General features: G+C 34.4%; 19 protein-coding genes and 1 riboswitch. Of the genes, 8 read left to right on the top strand and 11 right to left on the bottom strand.

Annotated features, from left to right (window positions below; genetic code table 11):
• Positions 1-11: 11 nt before the first annotated feature.
• Positions 12-674, bottom strand: a complete 663-nt coding sequence (locus tag DN392_RS05975; RefSeq protein ID WP_000922489.1) for a YkyA family protein — start codon at positions 672-674, stop codon at positions 12-14.
• A gap of 653 nt (positions 675-1327) precedes the next feature.
• The gene (locus DN392_RS05970; protein ID WP_000680839.1) at positions 1328-1969 is read right to left on the bottom strand and encodes a diguanylate cyclase domain-containing protein; all 642 of its coding nucleotides are present in this window, start codon (positions 1967-1969) and stop codon (positions 1328-1330) included.
• Between the two features lie 163 nt (positions 1970-2132).
• Here DN392_RS05970 and DN392_RS05965 point away from each other — a divergent pair, with 163 nt between their 5' ends.
• Positions 2133-2366 (top strand): SPP1 phage holin family protein, encoded by a 234-nt coding sequence (locus DN392_RS05965; protein ID WP_000939452.1) that lies wholly within the window; start codon positions 2133-2135, stop codon positions 2364-2366.
• 31 nt (positions 2367-2397) lie between these two features.
• Here the strand turns inward: DN392_RS05965 and DN392_RS05960 are convergent, their stop codons facing one another.
• On the bottom strand, positions 2398-2898 hold the full coding sequence (locus tag DN392_RS05960; RefSeq protein WP_046957438.1) for a hypothetical protein: 501 nt from the start codon (positions 2896-2898) through the stop codon (positions 2398-2400).
• 424 nt (positions 2899-3322) lie between these two features.
• On the opposite strand from DN392_RS05960, the gene DN392_RS05955 reads away from it, so the two are divergent.
• Positions 3323-4864 (top strand): MDR family MFS transporter, encoded by a 1542-nt coding sequence (locus DN392_RS05955; protein WP_000445748.1) that lies wholly within the window; start codon positions 3323-3325, stop codon positions 4862-4864.
• 91 nt (positions 4865-4955) lie between these two features.
• Positions 4956-5513: a PadR family transcriptional regulator gene (locus DN392_RS05950; RefSeq protein ID WP_000062072.1), complete on the top strand. Its 558-nt coding sequence runs from the start codon at positions 4956-4958 to the stop codon at positions 5511-5513.
• Positions 5514-5704: 191 nt separating this feature from the next.
• Here the strand turns inward: DN392_RS05950 and DN392_RS05945 are convergent, their stop codons facing one another.
• The gene (locus DN392_RS05945) at positions 5705-6136 is read right to left on the bottom strand and encodes an NUDIX hydrolase (protein ID WP_000438217.1); all 432 of its coding nucleotides are present in this window, start codon (positions 6134-6136) and stop codon (positions 5705-5707) included.
• Between the two features lie 344 nt (positions 6137-6480).
• Positions 6481-6668: riboswitch (cobalamin riboswitch) on the top strand.
• Positions 6669-6796: 128 nt separating this feature from the next.
• Between DN392_RS05945 and metE the strand changes: the two genes are divergently transcribed.
• Entirely contained in the window at positions 6797-9085 is a 2289-nt protein-coding gene (metE, locus tag DN392_RS05940; RefSeq protein ID WP_149237917.1) for a 5-methyltetrahydropteroyltriglutamate--homocysteine S-methyltransferase, read from the top strand.
• 37 nt (positions 9086-9122) lie between these two features.
• On the opposite strand, the gene comJ is transcribed toward metE, so the two are convergent.
• Both comJ and nucA read right to left on the bottom strand, forming a co-directional pair.
• Positions 9123-9512, bottom strand: coding sequence for a competence protein ComJ (gene comJ, locus DN392_RS05935; protein WP_000424013.1), 390 nt, complete (start codon positions 9510-9512; stop codon positions 9123-9125).
• Positions 9513-9547: 35 nt separating this feature from the next.
• Positions 9548-9982 carry a DNA-entry nuclease gene (gene nucA / locus DN392_RS05930; protein WP_000811502.1) on the bottom strand — a complete coding sequence of 145 codons (435 nt, stop codon included), beginning with the start codon at positions 9980-9982 and terminating at the stop codon, positions 9548-9550.
• A gap of 237 nt (positions 9983-10219) precedes the next feature.
• Here nucA and DN392_RS05925 point away from each other — a divergent pair, with 237 nt between their 5' ends.
• On the top strand, positions 10220-10969 hold the full coding sequence (locus DN392_RS05925) for a DUF3967 domain-containing protein (RefSeq protein ID WP_000387497.1): 750 nt from the start codon (positions 10220-10222) through the stop codon (positions 10967-10969).
• A gap of 52 nt (positions 10970-11021) precedes the next feature.
• Here DN392_RS05925 and kinB read toward each other — a convergent pair whose 3' ends face one another.
• Complete coding sequence (kinB, locus tag DN392_RS05920; protein ID WP_000420379.1) at positions 11022-12296, bottom strand: sporulation sensor histidine kinase KinB; 1275 nt, start codon at positions 12294-12296, stop codon at positions 11022-11024.
• Between the two features lie 309 nt (positions 12297-12605).
• Here kinB and DN392_RS05915 point away from each other — a divergent pair, with 309 nt between their 5' ends.
• Both DN392_RS05915 and DN392_RS05910 read left to right on the top strand, forming a co-directional pair.
• The gene (locus DN392_RS05915; protein ID WP_000929285.1) at positions 12606-12806 is read left to right on the top strand and encodes a hypothetical protein; all 201 of its coding nucleotides are present in this window, start codon (positions 12606-12608) and stop codon (positions 12804-12806) included.
• 123 nt (positions 12807-12929) lie between these two features.
• Complete coding sequence (locus tag DN392_RS05910) at positions 12930-14093, top strand: aminotransferase A (protein WP_000434595.1); 1164 nt, start codon at positions 12930-12932, stop codon at positions 14091-14093.
• A 13-nt stretch (positions 14094-14106) separates the two neighbouring features.
• Here DN392_RS05910 and malR read toward each other — a convergent pair whose 3' ends face one another.
• From malR to DN392_RS05890, 4 genes are all read right to left on the bottom strand, one after another.
• Positions 14107-15129 (bottom strand): maltose operon transcriptional repressor MalR, encoded by a 1023-nt coding sequence (malR, locus tag DN392_RS05905; protein ID WP_000219037.1) that lies wholly within the window; start codon positions 15127-15129, stop codon positions 14107-14109.
• A gap of 250 nt (positions 15130-15379) precedes the next feature.
• Positions 15380-16222 (bottom strand): maltosaccharide ABC transporter permease MalD, encoded by an 843-nt coding sequence (gene malD, locus DN392_RS05900; RefSeq protein ID WP_001022607.1) that lies wholly within the window; start codon positions 16220-16222, stop codon positions 15380-15382.
• Complete coding sequence (gene malC, locus DN392_RS05895) at positions 16223-17524, bottom strand: maltosaccharide ABC transporter permease MalC (RefSeq protein WP_001194989.1); 1302 nt, start codon at positions 17522-17524, stop codon at positions 16223-16225.
• Between the two features lie 64 nt (positions 17525-17588).
• Positions 17589-18848, bottom strand: a complete 1260-nt coding sequence (locus DN392_RS05890) for an extracellular solute-binding protein (RefSeq protein ID WP_000709925.1) — start codon at positions 18846-18848, stop codon at positions 17589-17591.
• A 323-nt stretch (positions 18849-19171) separates the two neighbouring features.
• Here DN392_RS05890 and DN392_RS05885 point away from each other — a divergent pair, with 323 nt between their 5' ends.
• Complete coding sequence (locus DN392_RS05885) at positions 19172-20932, top strand: alpha-glycosidase (RefSeq protein WP_088321588.1); 1761 nt, start codon at positions 19172-19174, stop codon at positions 20930-20932.
• Positions 20933-20938 lie beyond the last annotated feature (6 nt).

Below are 20938 nucleotides of genomic sequence, written 5' to 3'. Positions count from 1 at the left end.
GCCAAACTGTTTTATTTTTTCTCTTCTTTAATTTTAATATTTGCTTGTTTATAAAAAGCTATTTTTTCTGTATTATAAGATTTTGTAAATTCATTAAACTTGTCTTTTTCTGATTCAATATCCTTATAAGATTGATTTACTACTTTTACTTTTTCACTAATATCTTTTAATTTTGTACCTTTATCTTGTAACATTGTATATAATTCTTTTTCTTGTTTTAACGATTTATTATAGCTATCATACATCTTGTTAAATGAATCTTGTCGTTTCTCATATGTGCTTTTCACTTTATCCGCTTGATCTTTCAATTTCTTATCTTCAATTTTCTTCACATATTTATCTGCTGATTTTACTTCTTCTTGTGCCTTACTTAAAGATTCTTTTTCTTTTTTAAGCACTTTGTCTCGTTCATCTGTATTTTTCACTGCTTGGTTCAATTTTTCCTTAACAGTTTGATTATTATCTTTTCCTTCTTGAACAATCTGGTTATATAATTCTTGTCCCTCTTTTTCTAAAGTTTCAAGTTTCTTTGCATCTTCAAACATTGTTTTTTCTTGCTTTGCAGCATTTTCAAATGCAACATATAATTCCTCTTCTGGTTTCGGTCCGAAACAACCGGCTAATAAAGTCATTGATAATGCAGTTACAATTGCTAATTTACTATATTTCAACATCTTCTTCCTCCTACTTATATACGATCATCGTGTAAAAAGCTATGAAAATTATACATCCTTCTATAAACTCCATACTCGCACCTTTTCTACGAAAATCATTGATATTGTTTATAATGCTTGTACAAATTGTATTACTTAAAATTACATTTTACTTTTTTGAACCAATTAGCAGTTTCATATCCATCTTTTACTTAGCACTTTTTAAAGCCTGTTCATACTATGTATTACATAAAAGTACAACGGAATTCATCACAGCCATAATAATTTGAAGAACAACAGTAATAATAATTCACCTGATAAAAGATGATCGTTGTTCTCTCACGTCTATCATTCTATCATTCCCTTTCCGGCTTTCTATCAAATAATCTATTTGTTCATTTTACACAGTATAAATGCTATCTTGCAACAACTTACAATTATTCTTGTCATTCCCTAAAAAGGAAAAGTGTAGAGCATGCTTTCCTCTACACTTTTAAAATGAAACACATTGTGCAAAATGCATTGACACATCCATCATAATTATATGCTTATTCCATATATTTTTAAAGACTTTTATTACAATAAAAGTTCTTTTTGTAATAAAAGTCAAAAAAATGTTACATTCAAAACTTCTTCATATCATATTTCTTCAAATCAAGGTTTCACTCATTTTCTTACAAATCCCTATGCTGGTACAATTGATTTTGTGCCTTTCTTAACAATTCTTCAAAAGTTTTTCCTTCTATTGGATAACTAGCAGCTCCAAATAATAGCGTCATACTTAACAAACCATTTTCTATTTCACTTTCAATATTTTTCATTAATCGATTTGTTATTGTCGACTTTTCATGTCCGTTATCAATCGCCACAATAACATACTTATTTTCATCCCACCTAGTAACGACATCTCCTTTACGAATTGTCTTTACAATCGTACTCTCCAATTTTTGTACTAACACCTCCAATTTTTTTTCTTGCACTGTTTCTTTTAGTTCTTTCCATTCTTTCACAGAAAGAATGTACACTGTAATATTATGAGAATCCCGTTCTGATAAAGCAGCTACTTTCTCAAAGAAATCAACTACAAAATCATTACTTGCCATCCCCCCTACTTCCGTATCCATACGCCCACTCGCTCTTTTATCATACCAATGTCCAAAATAATAGCTGAGTATCATTTGCAATATATAAATAATAAAGACGGTATAAAATGATCGCGAATCCAGTTTTGTAATTACATCCTGAAGCGCAATCCATTCTGTAACTGCCACTGTATTCCCAAGTAATAACCCACTAATTTTCCCTTTATGTTTCATACTTCTCCTCCTTTCTATACCAATATATGTTTCTATAACAATTATGTTTTTCTACAAAATAAAAAATGTACATATTGAGTGTACATTTCCGCTTAAGCTTGTCTACCATTTCTATTCTATTTCATATATATACTATATATCGTTTTAGAAAGAGGTGACTTATATGCTACAAAAAGAGAATCTATCAGATATTATACGTTTACTAGCAGGTTTTCTATTATCATTAAAATTACTGTTTAATTCTTTCGGAGTGAACTTTATTACAAACGATCAAATTGATGCTATTGTAAATGTTGCTTCCTTTCTTTTCATTTTATATTTTGGTTATAAAAATAATTATGTAGGAAAAAAAGGAATCGAGCAAAAAAAAGTACTCAAAAAACACAACCTTCATTAAAAAAGGAACCTTTCTTACAGGTTCCTTTTTATCATTGCCGCACAACAACTTCATTTGTTTGCAGCGGGCCATATGATACTCCTTTATATTGAAATGTATATGTAGCCTGAAATAATGCGTTTTTGATTGCTTTATCTTTATTTGCTTTTATTTTACAAATTAGTTCTACTTTCTCATTCGGTAATAAATTATCAATTCGCCACCTTACAAGCTGGAACAAAAACTCGCTCATCCCCTTATCAGCCTTTAATGAATTTGGGATATATGCAAAATAATCTCGAATCATATGACTTACTACAACTCGTGAAATCATTTCCATTCCTTTATTTTCTACTTCAATTCGAATAATAAGTATGTCATTTACATCATAGGTCAGTTCATATGAAAATTTTTCTTTATACATACTACGGATTTGCAATGTAACTGCTACATTAGGACATTCGTTTTCCTTTTTTGAGCCATCAATCCATAACACCGGTTGTAGCGGCATTGAACGCCTACCTTGATCTGAAATTCGTTTCCATATTTTCATAATAATATTCACCCCATTTCAGATGCATCATATCCATACGACCTTATTCTGCCTCTCCACACAATATTAATAAAGCTTGTTACAAACGATATATAGTTATTACTCTTCCTTTTATCCTATTCGACAATATAAAGAAAAAACCATTTTTCCTCTGTTAACAGAAGGTATTCTTACTGAAATATTTTTTTACAATTTCCTTCATTGACTTTACACCAATACTAAGTATTGCTCACTCTTTCTCTGTCCATACAACAGAATATTTTGGCGGAAGAAAAAGTTTGCCTTTTAGTCAAATTTGACTATAATATTCTTTATGGCTTTGTCAGTGCACTTATGTAAATTGATTTAAAAAACTATATTTCAAATTTTTATGCGCTGCACTCAAAACTTCATATATTTTACTATTATTAAAGGAGGGTTATATTTGGAATCTCAATTATCAAAAAAAGACTCCAACAATACAAAATTTGTTGTTGCAGGTTTATTACTTGGTATTTTAATGGCGGCAATGGATAATACAATCGTTGCAACAGCAATGGCAACGATTGTTGGAGACCTAGGAGGATTTGACAAGTTCGTTTGGGTCACGTCTGCATATATGGTAGCAACAATGGCAGGGATGCCTATCTTCGGAAAACTTTCTGATATGTACGGACGGAAACGCTTTTATATTGGTGGTCTCATTCTTTTCTTATTTGGTTCTGCACTTTGCGGGACAGCATCTAGTATTGAGCAACTAAGTATTTATAGAGCAATTCAAGGGATCGGTGGCGGTGCTCTTATGCCTATCGCCTTCACGATTATGTACGATATATTCCCACCAGAAAAGCGTGGGAAAATGACAGGGCTATTTGGTGCGGTTTTCGGGACATCTAGTGTATTTGGCCCTTTATTAGGTGCTTATATTACAGACTATATAAGTTGGCATTGGGTCTTCTATATTAATATTCCATTAGGAATTATCTCCTTCTTCTTCATTACTAAATACTACAGTGAATCTCTAGAATTTAGAAAACAAAAAATTGATTGGGCTGGCGCTATTACACTTGTTATTAGTATCGTTTGCTTAATGTTTGCCTTAGAACTTGGTGGTAAAGAATACGCATGGAATTCCACTGTAATTATCGGTTTATTTACAACAGTTGTTATTATGCTTATTATTTTCTTCTTCGTAGAACGAAAAGCAACTGAGCCTATCATTTCTTTCCATCTATTTAAAAAACCTTTATTCGCAGCTAGCCAAGGCGTTGCCTTTTTCTATGGTGCCGCTTTTATTATCTGTACAGTTTATATCCCAATCTTCGTTCAAGGTGTTCTCGGTGGTTCAGCCTCCAATGCTGGATTAATTTTAACACCTATGATGGTTGGCTCTGTAATTGGAAGTCAAACAGGTGGACAGTTAGCTTCTCGAACAAGCTATCGTAACATCATGATGGTATCTGGCATTTTCTTCGTAATTGGTATTTATTTACTAAGCACTTTAACAATGGATACACCTCGTCTACTTGTAACGCTATTTATGGTTCTCACTGGACTTGGAGTTGGTTTCTCGTTCTCAGTTTTAAGTATGTCTTCTATCCACAAGTTAGAAATGCGAGACCGTGGTTCTGCTACATCAACAAACTCATTCTTCCGTTCACTCGGTATGACTCTTGGTGTAACGATTTTTGGTACAATTCAAAACCATATTTTTACTACTAAATTAAACACTGTGTTCCCTCCTGAACTAGCTAAATTAGTTCCAAAAGGCGGAGACACAAGTTTCTTATTATCACAAGGTGCTACCGAGAAGATTCCAGCTGAAATATTAACTGGTATTAAAGATGCTCTCGCTACCTCTATTGCCAGTACATTCTTCTGGGCACTGATCCCGGCTGTACTAAGTGTTATTTGTATTTTACTTATGGGAAATGAACGCCTCTTTACAGGTCCAAAAACGAAACAAAAACAAAAGCAAGTAAGTTAATATAGAGAAAAGAAACGGCATATCCCTTTATGAAAACGGATATGCCGTTTATAATATGTATAAAGTTTTTATTTATAGGAGTTGAGACAGCATGAGCATGAAATTAGTCATTCTCGGCTTGCTACTCGAAGGAGATAAACATCCATATGAAGTGCAACACATCATGAAAGAACGACAAATGGATTGTTATATTAAATATGCAAAAGGATCACTTTACTACGCCTTCGAGCAATTAGAAAAGCAGGGTGCAATTCGTATTACCACGATTGTTCGAGATACGAATAGACCCGATAAAACAATCTTTCATATAACAGAAGAAGGTAAACGGTTATTTCACACGTTACTATTAAAACAATTCGAGGCACAAAATCAAATATATAAACCAATTTATTCAGCACTCTCTTTCGCTCATTTTGGTGATGATCAAGAGTTAATTCCTATTTTAGAAAAAAAGAAAAATGATACCGTTCAATATTTACATAAAATGCAAACTATATATGATTGTAGTAAAGGACAAATTCCACGTGCACAACTATATATTTTACAAAGCGTTATTGAACATATTACAGTTGAATTGCAATGGTTAAACACCCTCCTTACAGATGCAGTTGCAGGGCGACTGTCAGAAATTGATATAGATACAAATTAAACTTATAAAGAAGAAACTGTAAAAAGACAATAAAGTTATTTCTTTTTACCCCCTAAAACAAGCATAGCCCCGTTCTAACTTAGGACGGGGGATGCTTGTTTTATTTTCGCTATAAGATACTTATTTCACTGCACTCAAAAATATAACAAAGATTTATTTATCACCGGTATCCCATAATAGAAGATTATTTCTTAAAATTCTATATAAAAAGGATGTTGATTTTCATCCAAACTGTATTCAATTCTTTGTCTGAAATTCATAAAATTCACCATCTCTAACGCCTGCTCAATAGGATAGAACCCTACTTCCAAACTTTCTGGTGTAGTCGTTAATTTACCTCCAACTGGTCTAGCTAAAAACAACGTATTACAGATTGAATGGTTCACATTTTGGAATACTCCACAAAATTTTAATACTTCAATATCAATACCTGTTTCCTCTTTAGTCTCCCTTATTGCAGCATCTTTCAAAGACTCCCCTTCTTCAACTTGTCCACCTGGCATTTCCCATCCTCTTCTAGGTCCCTTAATTAATAGAATTTCTTTTTGTTCATTAATTACAATTGTCGCTGCTGAAACTATATGTTTTGGTGGTGAATAAATATTTTTTGTACTTTGTTCCAATTGAAATTCCCCATTTCTATAAACTTAGTATATTTATCTTTATACAGGAGCCTTACTCTTTCTTGTGATACGTTACTATTTCAAAATGAACCATTCAATTTCCTTCCATCTCCCAAAATACGGAAGAGTTTTCAAATAAAATAACTCGTATCTTATCTCTATACAAGTGTATACTTCTTTGTATGTTTAATCGCTCTTCATTTCAATTCCCTTCGCCTTAAAAAACTCAGAAAAATCATAATAATTAAAATTAAAAACTTTAGAATTTTCTTATTTTAAAACAGTAGACAAAATTCCAAAAATTGTGTTAGAATTTGTTTCAATATCATATCGCTTGTTAACTTCCTTTCAAAAGGAAAATAGGTACACGAAAATTTCGTTTCGTGTTTAAAAGGGAAGCTTGGTGAAACTCCAACACGGTCCCGCCACTGTAAATGCTGAGATTTCTTTTCTATGCCACTGTGAAAACGGGAAGGTAAAAGAGATTATATGAAGCATAAGTCAGGAGACCTGCCTGTTTTAACAACACTGATAGATTCACGGATGATGATGAGGTGTTAAAACAAAAAGGAAGGCTTATTTTCTATGCCTTTATGCTTTTTGTTATAGGTATTTCCTAGTAAACGGAAATGCTTACTTTCAATTAGGGAGGAATTTAAAATGGCAATTCAAACAAGTAACTTAGGTTATCCACGTATCGGACTACAACGAGAGTGGAAAAAGACATTGGAAGCTTTTTGGTCCAATAAAATCGATGAAGAACAATTTTTAACAAAGATGAAAGAAATTCGCCTTCAACACGTAAAAGTACAGCAAGAAAAAGGGATTGAACTCATTCCAATTGGCGACTTTACATATTATGATCACGTTTTGGATACTGCTTATATGCTAGGATTTATCCCATCACGTTTTTCTGAGTTTACATCTTACCTTGATGTATATTTCGCAATGGCGCGTGGCTCTAAAGATCACGTAGCTTCTGAAATGACAAAATGGTTTAACACAAACTATCATTATATCGTTCCTGAATATGAAGAGGGATTACAAATCTCTTTAAAAGATAATCGTCCACTTCGCTTATACGAAGAGGCAAAACAAGAATTAGGAGTAGATGGAAAACCTGTTATTTTAGGACCATATACTTTCTTAAAATTAGCTAAAGGTTATACACAAGAACAATTTACTACGATTTTAAAACAATTAGTTACACCATACGTACAACTGCTTTCAGAACTACATGCAGCTGGTGCACAAGTCATTCAAGTTGATGAACCGATTTTCGCTTCTTTAACGAAAGAAGAAGTTCAACAAGCAAAAGAAATTTATGAAGCTATTCGTAAAGAAGTTCCAAATGCGAATCTTCTTTTACAAACATATTTTGATAGTGTAGAAGAAAACTATGAAGAAATTATTACATTCCCTGTATCCGGTATTGGATTAGATTTCGTTCATGGTAAAGAAGGTAATCTACATGCTATTTCAAAATATGGATTCCCAGCTGATAAAATTTTAGCTGTCGGTTGTATAGATGGCCGTAACATTTGGAGAGCTGACCTTGATGAAGTTATTACGTTATTTACAACGTTACAAAAAGAAGTCCAAACGAAAGACTTCATCGTTCAGCCTTCTTGTAGCTTATTGCATACACCAATCGATAAAACAGAAGAAACTCACTTATCGACTGAACTATTCGATGCGTTAGCATTTGCAAATCAAAAATTAGAAGAGTTAGTTCTCATTCACTCTGCTCTCACTAAAGGTACAGAAAGTATTAGTAATGAGCTGGAAACATATCGAAATGTACATCATACAATTCGTTCATCTGCTGTACGTAACCGTGAAGATGTCAAAGCAGCACGAACAGCACTAAAAGAAGAAGATTTTTCACGTCCTCTTCCATTTGAAAAACGATACGAATTACAACAAGTTGCCCTAGAGTTACCGTTATTACCAACAACGACTATTGGTAGCTTCCCCCAAACAACTGAAGTTCGTCAAACGCGAAAAGAATGGCGTAACGGTGTTATTTCAAATGAACAATATGAGCAATTTATTGAAAAAGAGACAGAAAAATGGATTCGTTACCAAGAAGAAATTGGTCTTGATGTCCTTGTACATGGTGAATTCGAAAGAACTGACATGGTCGAATATTTTGGTGAGCGCCTTGCTGGTTTCTCATTCACTAAAAACGGTTGGGTACAATCATACGGTTCTCGCTGCGTAAAACCACCTGTTATTTATGGTGATGTTGCCTTTATTAATGGAATGACTATTAAGGAAACGGTTTATGCACAAAGCTTAACAGAGAAAGTTGTAAAAGGAATGTTAACTGGACCTGTTACGATTTTAAATTGGTCTTTCGTTCGAAATGACATTCCAAGAAAAGAAGTTTCGTATCAAATTGCATTAGCTCTTCGTCACGAAATTGAACTACTTGAATCTTCCGGAATTCGAGTAATCCAAGTCGATGAGCCAGCACTTCGTGAAGGAATGCCACTAAAAGAAAAAGATTGGGACGCTTATATTACATGGGCAGTACAATCCTTCCTTTTAGCAACTTCTTCTGTAGCAAATGAAACACAAATTCATACGCATATGTGTTACAGTAACTTCGAAGATATTGTTGATGCGATTCGCGCATTAGATGCAGATGTGATTTCTATCGAAACATCAAGAAGTCACGGTGAATTTATTGACACATTAAAACATACAACATATGAAAAAGGCATCGGTCTAGGTGTATATGATATTCATAGTCCACGTGTACCGAGTAAAGATGAAATGTATAAAATCGTGGAACAATCTTTAGAAGTATGCGATCCTAAATATTTCTGGATTAATCCTGATTGTGGTTTAAAAACGAGAAGAACGGAAGAAGTTATCCCGGCTTTAGAACACATGGTGCAAGCAGCAAAAGATGCACGTTCCCTACTAAAAACAAACGCATAACGAAAATGGGTTATCCTTTTTGAGGATAACCCATTTTTTATTCTTTACTTTCAAAAAAGAATTCGTATTGTATTTTATATAATTCATCATCCGTTGGTTCTTCAAGAGGAGTTGCTTGTAATACAACTGTATACTCACCATTTGGAATAGGGATTTGAAATTTATTTGAAAGAATACTTGTTACAACGATACATTCATTTTCAATTGTAAAAGGAACTGTAACCGTTCTAATCACTTCTTCTTTCTCAATATGCTTCCCGCAAGTCACTTTTACTTCACAAGTATAATCAGAGAGTGCTTCAAAAATAACAGTTCCATCCGCCTTCGCATAACCTCTTTCAAAATCTTCATCCGTCCAGTCAACGTAAGGCTGATCACCGTCATAGTTCATCAACATTAATTGCGAATACGAAATTGTTAACTCCATAGGTCACTTCTCCTTCATTATGAAATATGCAACTACTACTTTACGTCAAATTTCACACGTGTACCATCTGGGTATTTATCTAACTTATTCCCTACCCAAGACCCTGCCCCGCGATTATCGGCTGGACTTATATATTCAATATGTGCTCCTTTTCCGCCTTCTTTACACATCGCCATTGGCCATTCATCACGATCATACCCTTTTTTTGATGGGTATGGAGCTAACGATAATTTTCTTCTATCCGCAGCGCCACCACGGTCGATTGTACAAACTTCTGAATGCCCTTCTTTTATAGCATCGGTAATATGTTTCCCTGTCTCTGGATATCGCTCTTTCGGAAATTCTAGAACTTGATCATACGCATTTGTTTTTTTGATACTTGTTTCTTCTGGAACAAGTACTTCATACACCGCTACTACAATAGAAAGAATTGCAATAATTGAAATGATAATACCTTTTAATTGCTTCATGTATACCTCCATGATTCTACCAGTTTCTTTTCCTCCGTTATTATAACAAACTTCTCCTGTATATGTTTTCAGACATTATTTTAGCTCTTCTTCGCCATTCCGCCAAAAAACTCTCATTTTCCTTCATCTTTTCACTAATGCTGTAGAAAACTAATAACCTTCCGACATTCTTTTTTAAAGGAAGTCCTCATAAAAGATTGAAATGATATATACGATACTTTTTGGGGAGGAAATAACATGGAAGCTATCTATAAAACGAAAGATGTCACGAATAAAACAGGCATCCCAAAACATATAGTCCGTAAATATAGCCAACTGTTAGAGGAACATGGTTATATCATTTCAAAAACAGCTGATGCTCGTATTTATAAACTGGATGATTTAAAACTATTGAAATCTATACATGAAAGAGCTGCTAAACTGCAAGAAGATATTTCAGAAACGATACCTATTATTTTAAAAGAAAAAGAGGACCCGCCTGTACCCGCTATACAAGATAAGCAAGAAATACAAACGAAAGAAAAAGAAGATGGGCGTAACTTTGAGGAGTTCATGTTAAAACTTGAAATGCTCGCTCAATTAAATGAAGCAATTATTCATCAAAATTCTACTCTTATTACCCAAAATCGTTTAAAAGATGAAAAGCTAGATGAATTGATGCAACAAGTTTATGTAAAAGAAGGCTCTCAAGAAAAAATGCTACAAGAGTTAGTAGATCATGCCGCTCAAACAGATGCCCTGCAAAAAGAAAAGATGGACTTATTAATGAATCATATGTATAAACGAGAATCCAAGCAAGAGGAAAAAATGAATAAACTCGTAAATCAAATTTATAATAAAGACAGCAACCGGGATGCACAACTTATGCAAGTGATTCGCGAAATTCAAGAAACAAAAAGATTAGTCGCAGCTTCGAAAGAACAAAGTTTTTTTCAATCATTTAGAAGTTTATTTAGCCGATCAAAACAAGAAAAAACATCTGAATAAAATAATATTTTTTTCCTATATAAAATAAAAAGTTACCTGCCATCGGTAACTTTTATTCCTTATTTCTTACAGCTGGCAATATAATAATCGCTTCAGTTCCTTTCCCACTTTCGCTTTTATATTCCAGCGTACCATTATGCGCTTGTAAAATACTAAATGTTACCATAAGCCCTAATCCTGTCCCTTTTTCTTTTAAAGAATAATACGGTTGTCCCAGTCTTACTAACTGTTCTTTCGTCATTCCAACACCACTATCTTTAACTCTTATTACTATCGTTTCATCTTTTTGCATAGCCGTTACTTTTAAATATCCTTTATTTCCTTGGATTGCTTCAATACCATTTTTAACAACATTCATAATAGCTTGCTTCAATTTCGTCTTATCACCGATCGTATAAAGACTTTCAGAAATCTCAACTTGCAAATATACACCTTGCATCGCAGCAAATGATGACATAAGAGTTGTCATTTCTATTAATTGAGCGGATAAGCAAATGTGTTCTTTTTTCTCAATTTGTGGCCTTGCTAAATTCAAATAATCTGAAATAATTTGTTCTGCCCGATCCAATTCGGCTAATACGAGACGCATATAATCCTTATTTTTCACATCTTCCGTACTTTCTAACAATTGAATAAAACCACGAACAACAGTGAGTGGATTTCGAACCTCATGTGCAACACTTGCTGCCAACTCACTTACAATATTAAGCTTTTCTGACTTTTGCATCTCTGTACGTAGTATTGCATTTTCATTTAAATATTCTGTTAAGTACACTTGAAATACCATAGTCATAACCATAGTAAGCGAAGCAAATATATATCCGCTATATAAGTGTGAAATATGTGGTGTAAACCCCGTTTCTAACAGAACGTTAATCATGCCAATCACTAAAGAAACAAGTACGTATAGTGATGAAATCATAAATGCTAAAATTAGCTTCTTATCCCTTGAAAATAGAGACCATTTCTTTGATAAAAATAATGGAACTATCAATAGAAATATTACTTCTATGACTGGAAGAAGGCTCATTCCCTTTAGCGCCCATTCATATGCAACAAAAATAACGGCCGGGATTAAACCAACAATCCCACCATATAAAAAACCACTAACAATCGGGATTGGGTGAAAATTATACCCACAAATGTCACCAAAACAAATAGAGTATGTCATGGAGAGAATGAGTGTAATGCTGGATAAAAACATAATAAAGTAGCGGTTCGGCTTCGGAGGCATTTCTTGATAACGATTTAAACGAATCGCTTCATATAAAAATAGTGGCAAAATAATGATGGCAATTTGGATCATTAAATCACGGATCAGCTCCATAGCCTCTCATCCCCTATATGTATTTTGATATGATTATATCATTTTACGGGTTTATTTGTTTTAAAATTTTGATTTTTCTTAACATATTTGTTAATTCTTTGTTAACAACACATAATAATTGTTACAGATTTTCGAAATGAATGTAAACCCTGTACCAAATTTCTGCCCGACAGTATACAATGAATACGGATTACAAAGAAAATAAAAAATACTTCATGAGACGGACAACTATAGCAAAATACAGCATATAATCCATACTATCTATGTTTACAAATAAGTGATCATTATTTTAGTAGGAGGAAGATAAATATGGCGGGTACTACGCTTGTTTTAAAAGAAGAAAATTTGGTCGTTCTAGAAAATGTTGAAAAATCAGTATATGAAGAATTACAGCATAAAACCGGAGAAGAAAATTGCACATGTGCTGTGAATGAATCAGTTGTTCACCTTGGCAAAGTATCCTCTGTACTTTGGAATGAAGATGAAATAGATTGGGAGTACGGATATTAAAAAGTCGCTTACAGCGGCTTTTTTTCTATTATCCCTCTCTTTCTACATAACATATACACAAGCGAAATCATAGAAAATATGTTAAAATGAACTTAATTTTCAAACGGAAGAAAGGGAGATACAATGGAACAATTCATTAACCCTAGAGTGAAGGACATCCAAATTTCTGGAATCCGTCAATTCTCTAACATGATTCAAAACTATGATAATCTTATCTCTTTAACAATTGGACAACCCGATTTCCCTACACCTTCTCTCGTAAAAGAAGCGGCCAAACGGGCTATTACAGAAAATTATACAAGCTATACACATAACGCTGGTTTACTAGAATTACGCAAGGCAGCTTGTAACTTTGTAAAAGATAACTACGATTTACAGTATTCACCTGAAAACGAAACCATCGTTACAATCGGTGCCAGTGAAGCAATTGATATTGCATTTCGAACAATTTTAGAGCCAGGAACAGAAGTTATTTTACCTGCCCCTATTTATCCAGGATACGAACCAATTATTCGACTATGCGGTGCTACACCTATTTTTATCGATGTTCGTGAAACTGGCTTCCGTTTAACAGCCGAAGCGCTAGAAAATGCTATTACAGAAAAAACAAGATGCGTCGTACTGCCGTATCCTTCTAATCCAACTGGTGTAACTTTATCAAAAGAAGAATTACAGGATATTGTAACTGTTTTAAAAGATAAAAATATTTTCGTCCTTTCTGATGAAATTTATAGCGAACTTGTATATGAACAAAAGCATACATCTATCGCTCATTTCCCAGAAATGCGTGAAAAGACTATCGTCATTAACGGTTTATCAAAATCTCATTCTATGACTGGCTGGCGTATCGGTCTATTATTCGCACCAAGCTATTTAGCAGGACATATACTAAAAGTTCATCAATACAACGTAACGTGTGCTACTTCAATCGCTCAATATGCTGCAATTGAAGCATTAACAGCTGCTAAAGATGCACCAAAAATGATGCGTCATCAATACAAGAAACGCCGCGATTATGTATATAATCGACTCATTCAAATGGGCTTAACGGTTGAAAAGCCAACAGGTGCATTTTACTTATTCCCATATGTTGGTCATTTAACATCTTCATCATTTGATTTTGCACTTGACCTTGTCAAAGAAGCTGGACTAGCTGTCGTTCCTGGAACTGCATTTTCTGAATATGGTGAAGGCTATCTTCGCTTGTCCTATGCGTATAGTATTGAAACTTTAAAAGAAGGCTGTGATCGATTAGAGGCCTTTCTACAACAAAAAGCTAAGAGTTAAACTCTTAGCTTTTTTATGCATAACGATCGCAAGTTTGGCGCTTTAGTAATTTATGAGGAATAATAATACACTTTGCAGTAGACTCCGCATTCTCTACTTTATCCACTAAAGCTTTTGCTGCCTCATATCCTAGTTGATAAATATTCACATCAACTGTCGAAAGTGGCGGACTCGCAATTTCTGATAATAAAGCATTGTTAAAGCTTATAATGGAAACATCCTTTGGTACAACGAATCCTTTTTTAGAAAGAGCACTTAACACACCAAGTCCAATTAAATCATCCGTTGCCACAATTGCTGTCGGTGGTTGCTGTAGTCCCATTAACTCCTCAACGGCTTGTTGACCACTTTCCCTCGAAAAATCAAAATGTAAAATATACTCTTTTGGTAATACAATGTCCGCTAATTTTAAAGCATCACTCATACCAGCCAAACGATCTCTCGTTACAAGTAAATCTGATCCACCGCCGATGAACGCGATTTGTTTATGACCTAATGAAATCAAATATTCTGCTACTTCTCTTGCAGCTGTATAATTGTCATTATCTACATATGTAATTTCATCTTTTCGATCATACGGTTTCCCAATTAAAACAAACGGGAAATTTTGTTTATGCAAATATTGAATAATCCGATCATTCTCTCTTGAATATAAAAGAATAATGCCACCAATTTGGCGCCCCTGTACCATCTTTACAACACCATTAAAAATTTCATCTTCCGTTTCACCTGTCGACATATAAAGCGCATACCCTTCTACATGTGCAAATGAACTAATCCCTCTTATAACTTCTGGGAAAAACGGATTTTGAAAAGCTTTACTTGCAGAACTTGGCATAACAAGACCAAGTGTTTTTGTTGTTTGGTTAGCTAGATTTCTTGCGTTTAAATTGGGATGATACCCTAGTTCACTCATTACTTTCCGAACACGACGCTTTGTTTTTTCACTTATACTTGGATTATCAGCAATTACACGAGAAACGGTAGATGGTGCTACATTTGCCTTCTTCGCCACATCTTTAATTGTAACTGTCATAAAAATCCCCCTCCTCTCACTTCTCTGCCATTTTGTTATATATTTTAATCTTGCACCCGTTGCAAGTAATAGGAGAAGACATAAACTTTCATTGATTCTATCTTGTAAATCCTATCATATTCTCCCTCTCCATGTATTGTAAGGGATATAGCCCTTTTTTCCTATACTATAATGTCAAATCTCTTTTCATCTCCCTATAAAATTTTTTATAGGGAGATGAAAAGAAAAATGGGACGTAATGTCCCATTTTTCATCCTTTCGTACCCCCAGCAGTTAAACCAGAGATAAAGTATTTTTGTAGTGATAGGAATAAAATTGAAATTGGGATTGCAATCAATACTGAACCCGCTGCGAACGTTGTGAATTCATTACCAAATTTCTTCGCTACCATTTCATATAACCCAACTGCTAACGTATAATTTTCTGGTGTGCGCAAAATAACACTCGCTAAAATGAAATCTGTAAATGGACCGATGAAAGTGAATAACGCCACAACTGCTACGATTGGCTTTGCAAGTGGCATAATGATTTGCCAAAAAATACGGAAATGTCCTGCCCCATCCATACGAGCTGACTCATCCAATTCTTTCGGAATCGTATCAAAATATCCTTTCATAAGCCATGTATTCATTGGAATTGCCCCACCTACATAAATTAAAATTAATGCAAGGTGCGTATCGATTAACCCTGTTAACTGTGCCAATACGTATAGAGCGATTAACGCCGCAAAGTTCGGAATCATTTGCAGAATTAAAAACGTTAATAAACCATTTTTTCTTCCAACAAAACGGTATCTTGAAAATGCATAAGCAGTAAAACTAATTGCTAACACTGAGAAAATCATCGTTATAACACTTACTTTTAATGTGTTTTTATACCATAGTAAATAATTACTATTCTCTAAATCTAATAACTTACGATAATGATCTAACGTTGCATTTTGCGGAATAATACTTGATCCAGATAAACTATCACCCGGATTAAACGATGAGCCAATAATCCATAATAATGGATAGAAAATGATGGCACACATTACGAAAATAACGAGATAACTTAATGAGAGACGTAACATCTTTTGTCTTTTAATATTCATTTACATCATATCCTCTTCTTGGAATGATTTTGTTCTCTTAAATTGCCATAACGCAACTGTAATAACGATTAACGATAAGATCATTGTAAGAGCTGCCGCTTTCCCGTACTGCGCCGAAGTCATCGTTAACTTATAAATCCATGAAATTAAAATATCTGTTCCACCTGCGTCTTGTCCAGCTACAGCAGGACCTCCGCCGTTAAATAGATAGATGATACTAAAGTTATTAAAGTTAAACGTATATTGCGTAATTAATATTGGTGCTGTTGCATATAGAACAAGTGGCAATGTAATTTTACGAAACTGCTGCCAAGCTGTAGCTCCATCTACTGTAGCAGCTTCATATAACTCCCCTGGAATCGATTGCAGTATGCCTGTTGTCATTGCAAAGACGAACGGGAATCCAAGCCATGTTTGAATCATAATTAAAGCGATTTTTGCCCAAAATGGATCTGTCATCCAAGCAATCTTTTCGATTCCAAATAAAGCTAATACTTGATTGTTAATTGCTCCAAATGTCTCATTAAACATACCAGAGAAAACAAGAATAGATACGAATGCTGGAACCGCCCACGGTAAAATGAAGATTGTTCGAATAATTGCCTTCCCTTTAATACCAGGCTGATTCACGATAATCGCTAAGAAAATACCAAGCGCAACTTGTAACGTCGTTGCAACGAATGTCCAAATGACAGTCCAAGAAAATACGCTTAAAAATGTCTCTCTCCACATCGGTAATGTAAAGATATCAATAAAGTTTTTGAAGCCCACCCAATCTACTAATTTAGCTGGAGGAGAGTGGTATAAATCATAATTCGTAAATCCAATTAAAATTACGAAGATGATTGGAAATACAACTACAAAGATAAGTAATAGAAAACCTGGTGAAACCATTAAATATGGAAAACCTTGATCTAGTAAATTACGGTATTGCTCTTTTACAGAGTTTAAAGGTGTTCCTATATCACGTTTCTTCCCGTTTTGGTATGCATCATATAAATTAAATGCATATATTCCGAGTCCAAAAACGATGACGATGAGTGCCAAGATTCCTTCTACTAATAGAAAGACAGAATGATCACGTGGAACTTCTGTACCTAGCGTTACAATTCCCCATAATCCCATATTTAATAAATCAGCAAAGGCTACAATAAATGAACCTGTTAATACTAGAAAAATAAGACCTTTTACAAATTGCTTATTATACATTTGGCCCACGCCTGGAATGATAGATAACATGGTTGCCATTTTCCTATGCTTTGAACCGTTTAAACCGTTTGCTGGTTCCATAGATGTTTGCATGTTCCTTCCCCCTTTTTTCTGGGAGAGAATTCATGCCCCTCATATGAGAGGCACGAATTTCACCTTATTTTTTCTTACTATGATTTGCCTCAATATTACCTTTAATTTGCTTCACTGCATTGTCAAGTGCTGCTTTTGGTGCCTCTTTTTCCGTAACAACTAATTGAAGCGCATCTCCAGCTGGTTTCCATACTTCTTGCATTTCTGGAATGTTCGGCATTGGAATTCCATTTTCAGATTGTGTTGCAACTGCTTTTGCAGCTTCATTATCTTTAATGATTGGATCTTCCATTACTGCTTTTACTGGAGGAATTTCTTTTGTTTTCTCAAATCGAATTTTTGCGTTCTCTTCATTTGTTACCCATTCAGTGAACTTTGTAGCTAAATCATTTTGTTTAGAGAAACTTGTTACATGCCACCCTTTAACCCCAACAAATGTTTTCATTGGTTGACCGTTTGGTAATTTCGGCATTGGAGCAACGCCATAATCAATTCCGTTCTTTTCCATTGCTTGGAACGCCCATGGACCATTCATGATAGATGCTGCTTTTCCTTCGTTAAATAGTCCATCAGCAGCAGGTCCACCAGATTCACCGATAATACCTTTCGGGAATAACTTTTCTTTGTACCATTTTTGAAGATATTCAGCACCTTGTACTGCCCCACTATTATTTAATCCAACATCACTTGCATTTGGCTTTCCATCTTTTTCACCAAACACATAACCACCCATACCTGCCATGAATGCATTAGCAAAGTAGAAGTTATCTCCTAGTGTTAAAAATCCATACTTGCCATCCTTCGTAAATTCTTTTGAGAAGTTAAACAGCTCGTCCATCGTTTCTGGTGCTTTTGGCATTAATTTTTTATTGTAAATAAAGACTGGTGTCTCAATTGCTTTTGGTAAACCATATAATTTTCCGTTATATGTCTGTGCTTCTATTGATGATTCAGTAAATCTACTCTTCACAGCATCATCAGCTTTCACTTCAGAAAGTAAACCTTCTGTTACTGCGTTTCCAATTTGATCATGTGGCAATGTTACAACATCTGGTCCCGTCCCCGCTGGTCCATCAAGGCGTAACTTCTTCACTTGATCTGTCATTTGCATTTCAACGACTTTTACTTTTACTTTATATTTTTCCTCAAAACTTTTCACTGCTGGTTCTAAACCAACACCTTTTTTATCATCTTCCCAAACGAGAAGATCGTAATCTTTCTTCGCTTTACTTTCTTCTTTCTTCCCTGAATCTTTCGGTCCACATGCAGATAACATACCAATTGATAATGCTGAAACCGTTAATAATGATAATGCTTTCTTCATCCCAAAAACCTCCCTAAATTGTATATGTACCTTACTAATTGAAAACGTTTGCATTAAATGGTTTAATAGAAGCACAAACAATATCTCAATCTATGAAAACGTTTGCGCTATTTGTCTATCATTATACATTCTTTTATTCATTTTGCAAATATTAATTTTAAAATATTATTACTACACTCTTTATACATTGACTTTATATGAAATGAATACTACTCTTATAAGCAATATTAAAGCTATGCAAAAAGCAATCGTTTGCAACATATACTTTATTATTATACGTAAGGGAACAATATGCATGGAGATATTAAAGGGGGATTTTCTATATGCTTAAAGAAGCTATTTATCATAGGCCAAAAGATAATTACGCATACGCTTACGATGAAAAAACGATTCACATCCGAATACGTACGAAAAGAGAAGATGTTCAAAGCGCCACTCTTATTTACGGTGATCCTTATGAATGGAAAGAAGGGAAATGGATTACATCAAGTATACCGATGAAAAAAACTGGTTCTACTGCATTGTTTGATTATTGGTCCATTTCCATCGAGCCAAAATTTAAGCGCTTACGTTATGGATTCGAATTAAAAAATGATACAGAAACGCTTATTTATGCAGAGCGAGGATTTTTTTCCAGTATTCCAAATGATGACGTTGGTAACTTTTTCTGTTTGCCATTTATTCATGCAAATGATGTGTTTCAAGCACCTTCTTGGATTAAAGACACTGTTTGGTATCAAATTTTCCCAGAACGGTTCGCTAACGGAGATCGTGCACTAAATCCAGAAAACACTCTTCCTTGGGGAAGCGCTGAGCCAACTCCAACTAATTTTTTCGGCGGAGATTTTGCTGGTATTATTCAAAACCTCGATTACCTTGTTAAGCTTGGAATTTCGGGAATATACTTCACACCTATTTTCAAAGCACATTCAAACCATAAATATGACACAATTGACTACATGGAAATCGATCCGCAATTCGGGACGAAAGAAACGTTCAAAGAACTCGTTCAAGCATGTCATACACACGGTATAAAAGTAATGCTCGATGCCGTGTTTAATCATAGTGGATACTTTTTCGATAAATTCCAAGACGTACTAGAAAACGGTGAGAAGTCTGCTTATAAAGAGTGGTTCCATATTCATGAATTTCCAATTGTAACGGATCCACTCCCGAATTATGATACTTTCGCGTTTACACCGTATATGCCTAAATTAAATACAGCACACCCAGATGTAAAAGAATACTTACTTGAAGTAGGGCGTTATTGGGTAAGAGAATTCAATATAGACGGTTGGCGCCTTGATGTAGCAAATGAAATAGACCACAGCTTTTGGAGAGAATTCCGAAGCGAGATAAAGGCATTAAATCCTGAAGTATATATTTTAGGAGAAATTTGGCACGATGCACTTCCATGGCTACAAGGAGATCAATTTGATGCTGTAATGAGCTACCCTGTTACAAACGCTCTACTGTCTTACTTTGCTAATGATTCCATTAAAGCAAATGAATTTATGAAACAAATTACAGAATCTCTACATTCCTACTCTATGAATGTAAATGAAGCAGCGTTTCATTTATTAGACAGTCATGATACACCAAGAATATTGACAACATGTAATGGAGATAAAAATAAGTTACAGTTACTTTATGTATTCCATCTTTCCTTCATCGGCTCTCCTTGTGTTTATTATGGAGACGAAATTGGTATGGACGGCGGTATGGACCCAGATTGTCGCAAATGTATGGTTTGGGATACGAAAGAACAAGATCATCTATTATTTACACATATACAAACATTAATTTCATTACGAAAGCAATATAAAGCATTCGGAGGACATGGTACTTTCCAATTCATCGAAGCAAATGATGAACAAAATTATATTTCTTATACGAAAACATATGAAGATGAAACTATCTTTTTCGTTTTAAATCCGAATAATAGTGATGTTACAGCTTCACTCCCTCTCCATGTTACTGGAAAGAAAATCATTAACATTTATACAAATGAAGAATTTTCAGCGGAAGCAAGTGTATTACAAGTTACACTTCCTCCATATGGATTCTCAATCTTAAAATGGTAATAAAAA

The organism is Bacillus sp. BB51/4, assembly GCF_008368845.1.
In the GTDB taxonomy this organism is placed as follows: Bacteria; Bacillota; Bacilli; order Bacillales; family Bacillaceae_G; genus Bacillus_A; species Bacillus_A wiedmannii.
Note: the sequence above shows the minus strand (reverse complement) of the source record. Positions and strands in the feature narration are given on the sequence as shown.

Bases quoted from the DNA above. Each gene is read 5' to 3' on its own strand.
- DN392_RS05975 (WP_000922489.1), bottom strand. From the start codon at position 674: ATGTTGAAATATAGTAAATTAGCAATTGTAACTGCATTATCAATGACT.
- DN392_RS05970 (WP_000680839.1), bottom strand. From the start codon at position 1,969: ATGAAACATAAAGGGAAAATTAGTGGGTTATTACTTGGGAATACAGTG.
- DN392_RS05965 (WP_000939452.1), top strand. From the start codon at position 2,133: ATGCTACAAAAAGAGAATCTATCAGATATTATACGTTTACTAGCAGGT.
- DN392_RS05960 (WP_046957438.1), bottom strand. From the start codon at position 2,898: ATGAAAATATGGAAACGAATTTCAGATCAAGGTAGGCGTTCAATGCCG.
- DN392_RS05950 (WP_000062072.1), top strand. From the start codon at position 4,956: ATGAGCATGAAATTAGTCATTCTCGGCTTGCTACTCGAAGGAGATAAA.
- metE (WP_149237917.1), top strand. From the start codon at position 6,797: ATGGCAATTCAAACAAGTAACTTAGGTTATCCACGTATCGGACTACAA.
- comJ (WP_000424013.1), bottom strand. From the start codon at position 9,512: ATGGAGTTAACAATTTCGTATTCGCAATTAATGTTGATGAACTATGAC.
- nucA (WP_000811502.1), bottom strand. From the start codon at position 9,982: ATGAAGCAATTAAAAGGTATTATCATTTCAATTATTGCAATTCTTTCT.
- DN392_RS05925 (WP_000387497.1), top strand. From the start codon at position 10,220: ATGGAAGCTATCTATAAAACGAAAGATGTCACGAATAAAACAGGCATC.
- kinB (WP_000420379.1), bottom strand. From the start codon at position 12,296: ATGGAGCTGATCCGTGATTTAATGATCCAAATTGCCATCATTATTTTG.
- DN392_RS05915 (WP_000929285.1), top strand. From the start codon at position 12,606: ATGGCGGGTACTACGCTTGTTTTAAAAGAAGAAAATTTGGTCGTTCTA.
- DN392_RS05910 (WP_000434595.1), top strand. From the start codon at position 12,930: ATGGAACAATTCATTAACCCTAGAGTGAAGGACATCCAAATTTCTGGA.
- malR (WP_000219037.1), bottom strand. From the start codon at position 15,129: ATGACAGTTACAATTAAAGATGTGGCGAAGAAGGCAAATGTAGCACCA.
- malD (WP_001022607.1), bottom strand. From the start codon at position 16,222: ATGAATATTAAAAGACAAAAGATGTTACGTCTCTCATTAAGTTATCTC.
- malC (WP_001194989.1), bottom strand. From the start codon at position 17,524: ATGCAAACATCTATGGAACCAGCAAACGGTTTAAACGGTTCAAAGCAT.
- DN392_RS05890 (WP_000709925.1), bottom strand. From the start codon at position 18,848: ATGAAGAAAGCATTATCATTATTAACGGTTTCAGCATTATCAATTGGT.
- DN392_RS05885 (WP_088321588.1), top strand. From the start codon at position 19,172: ATGCTTAAAGAAGCTATTTATCATAGGCCAAAAGATAATTACGCATAC.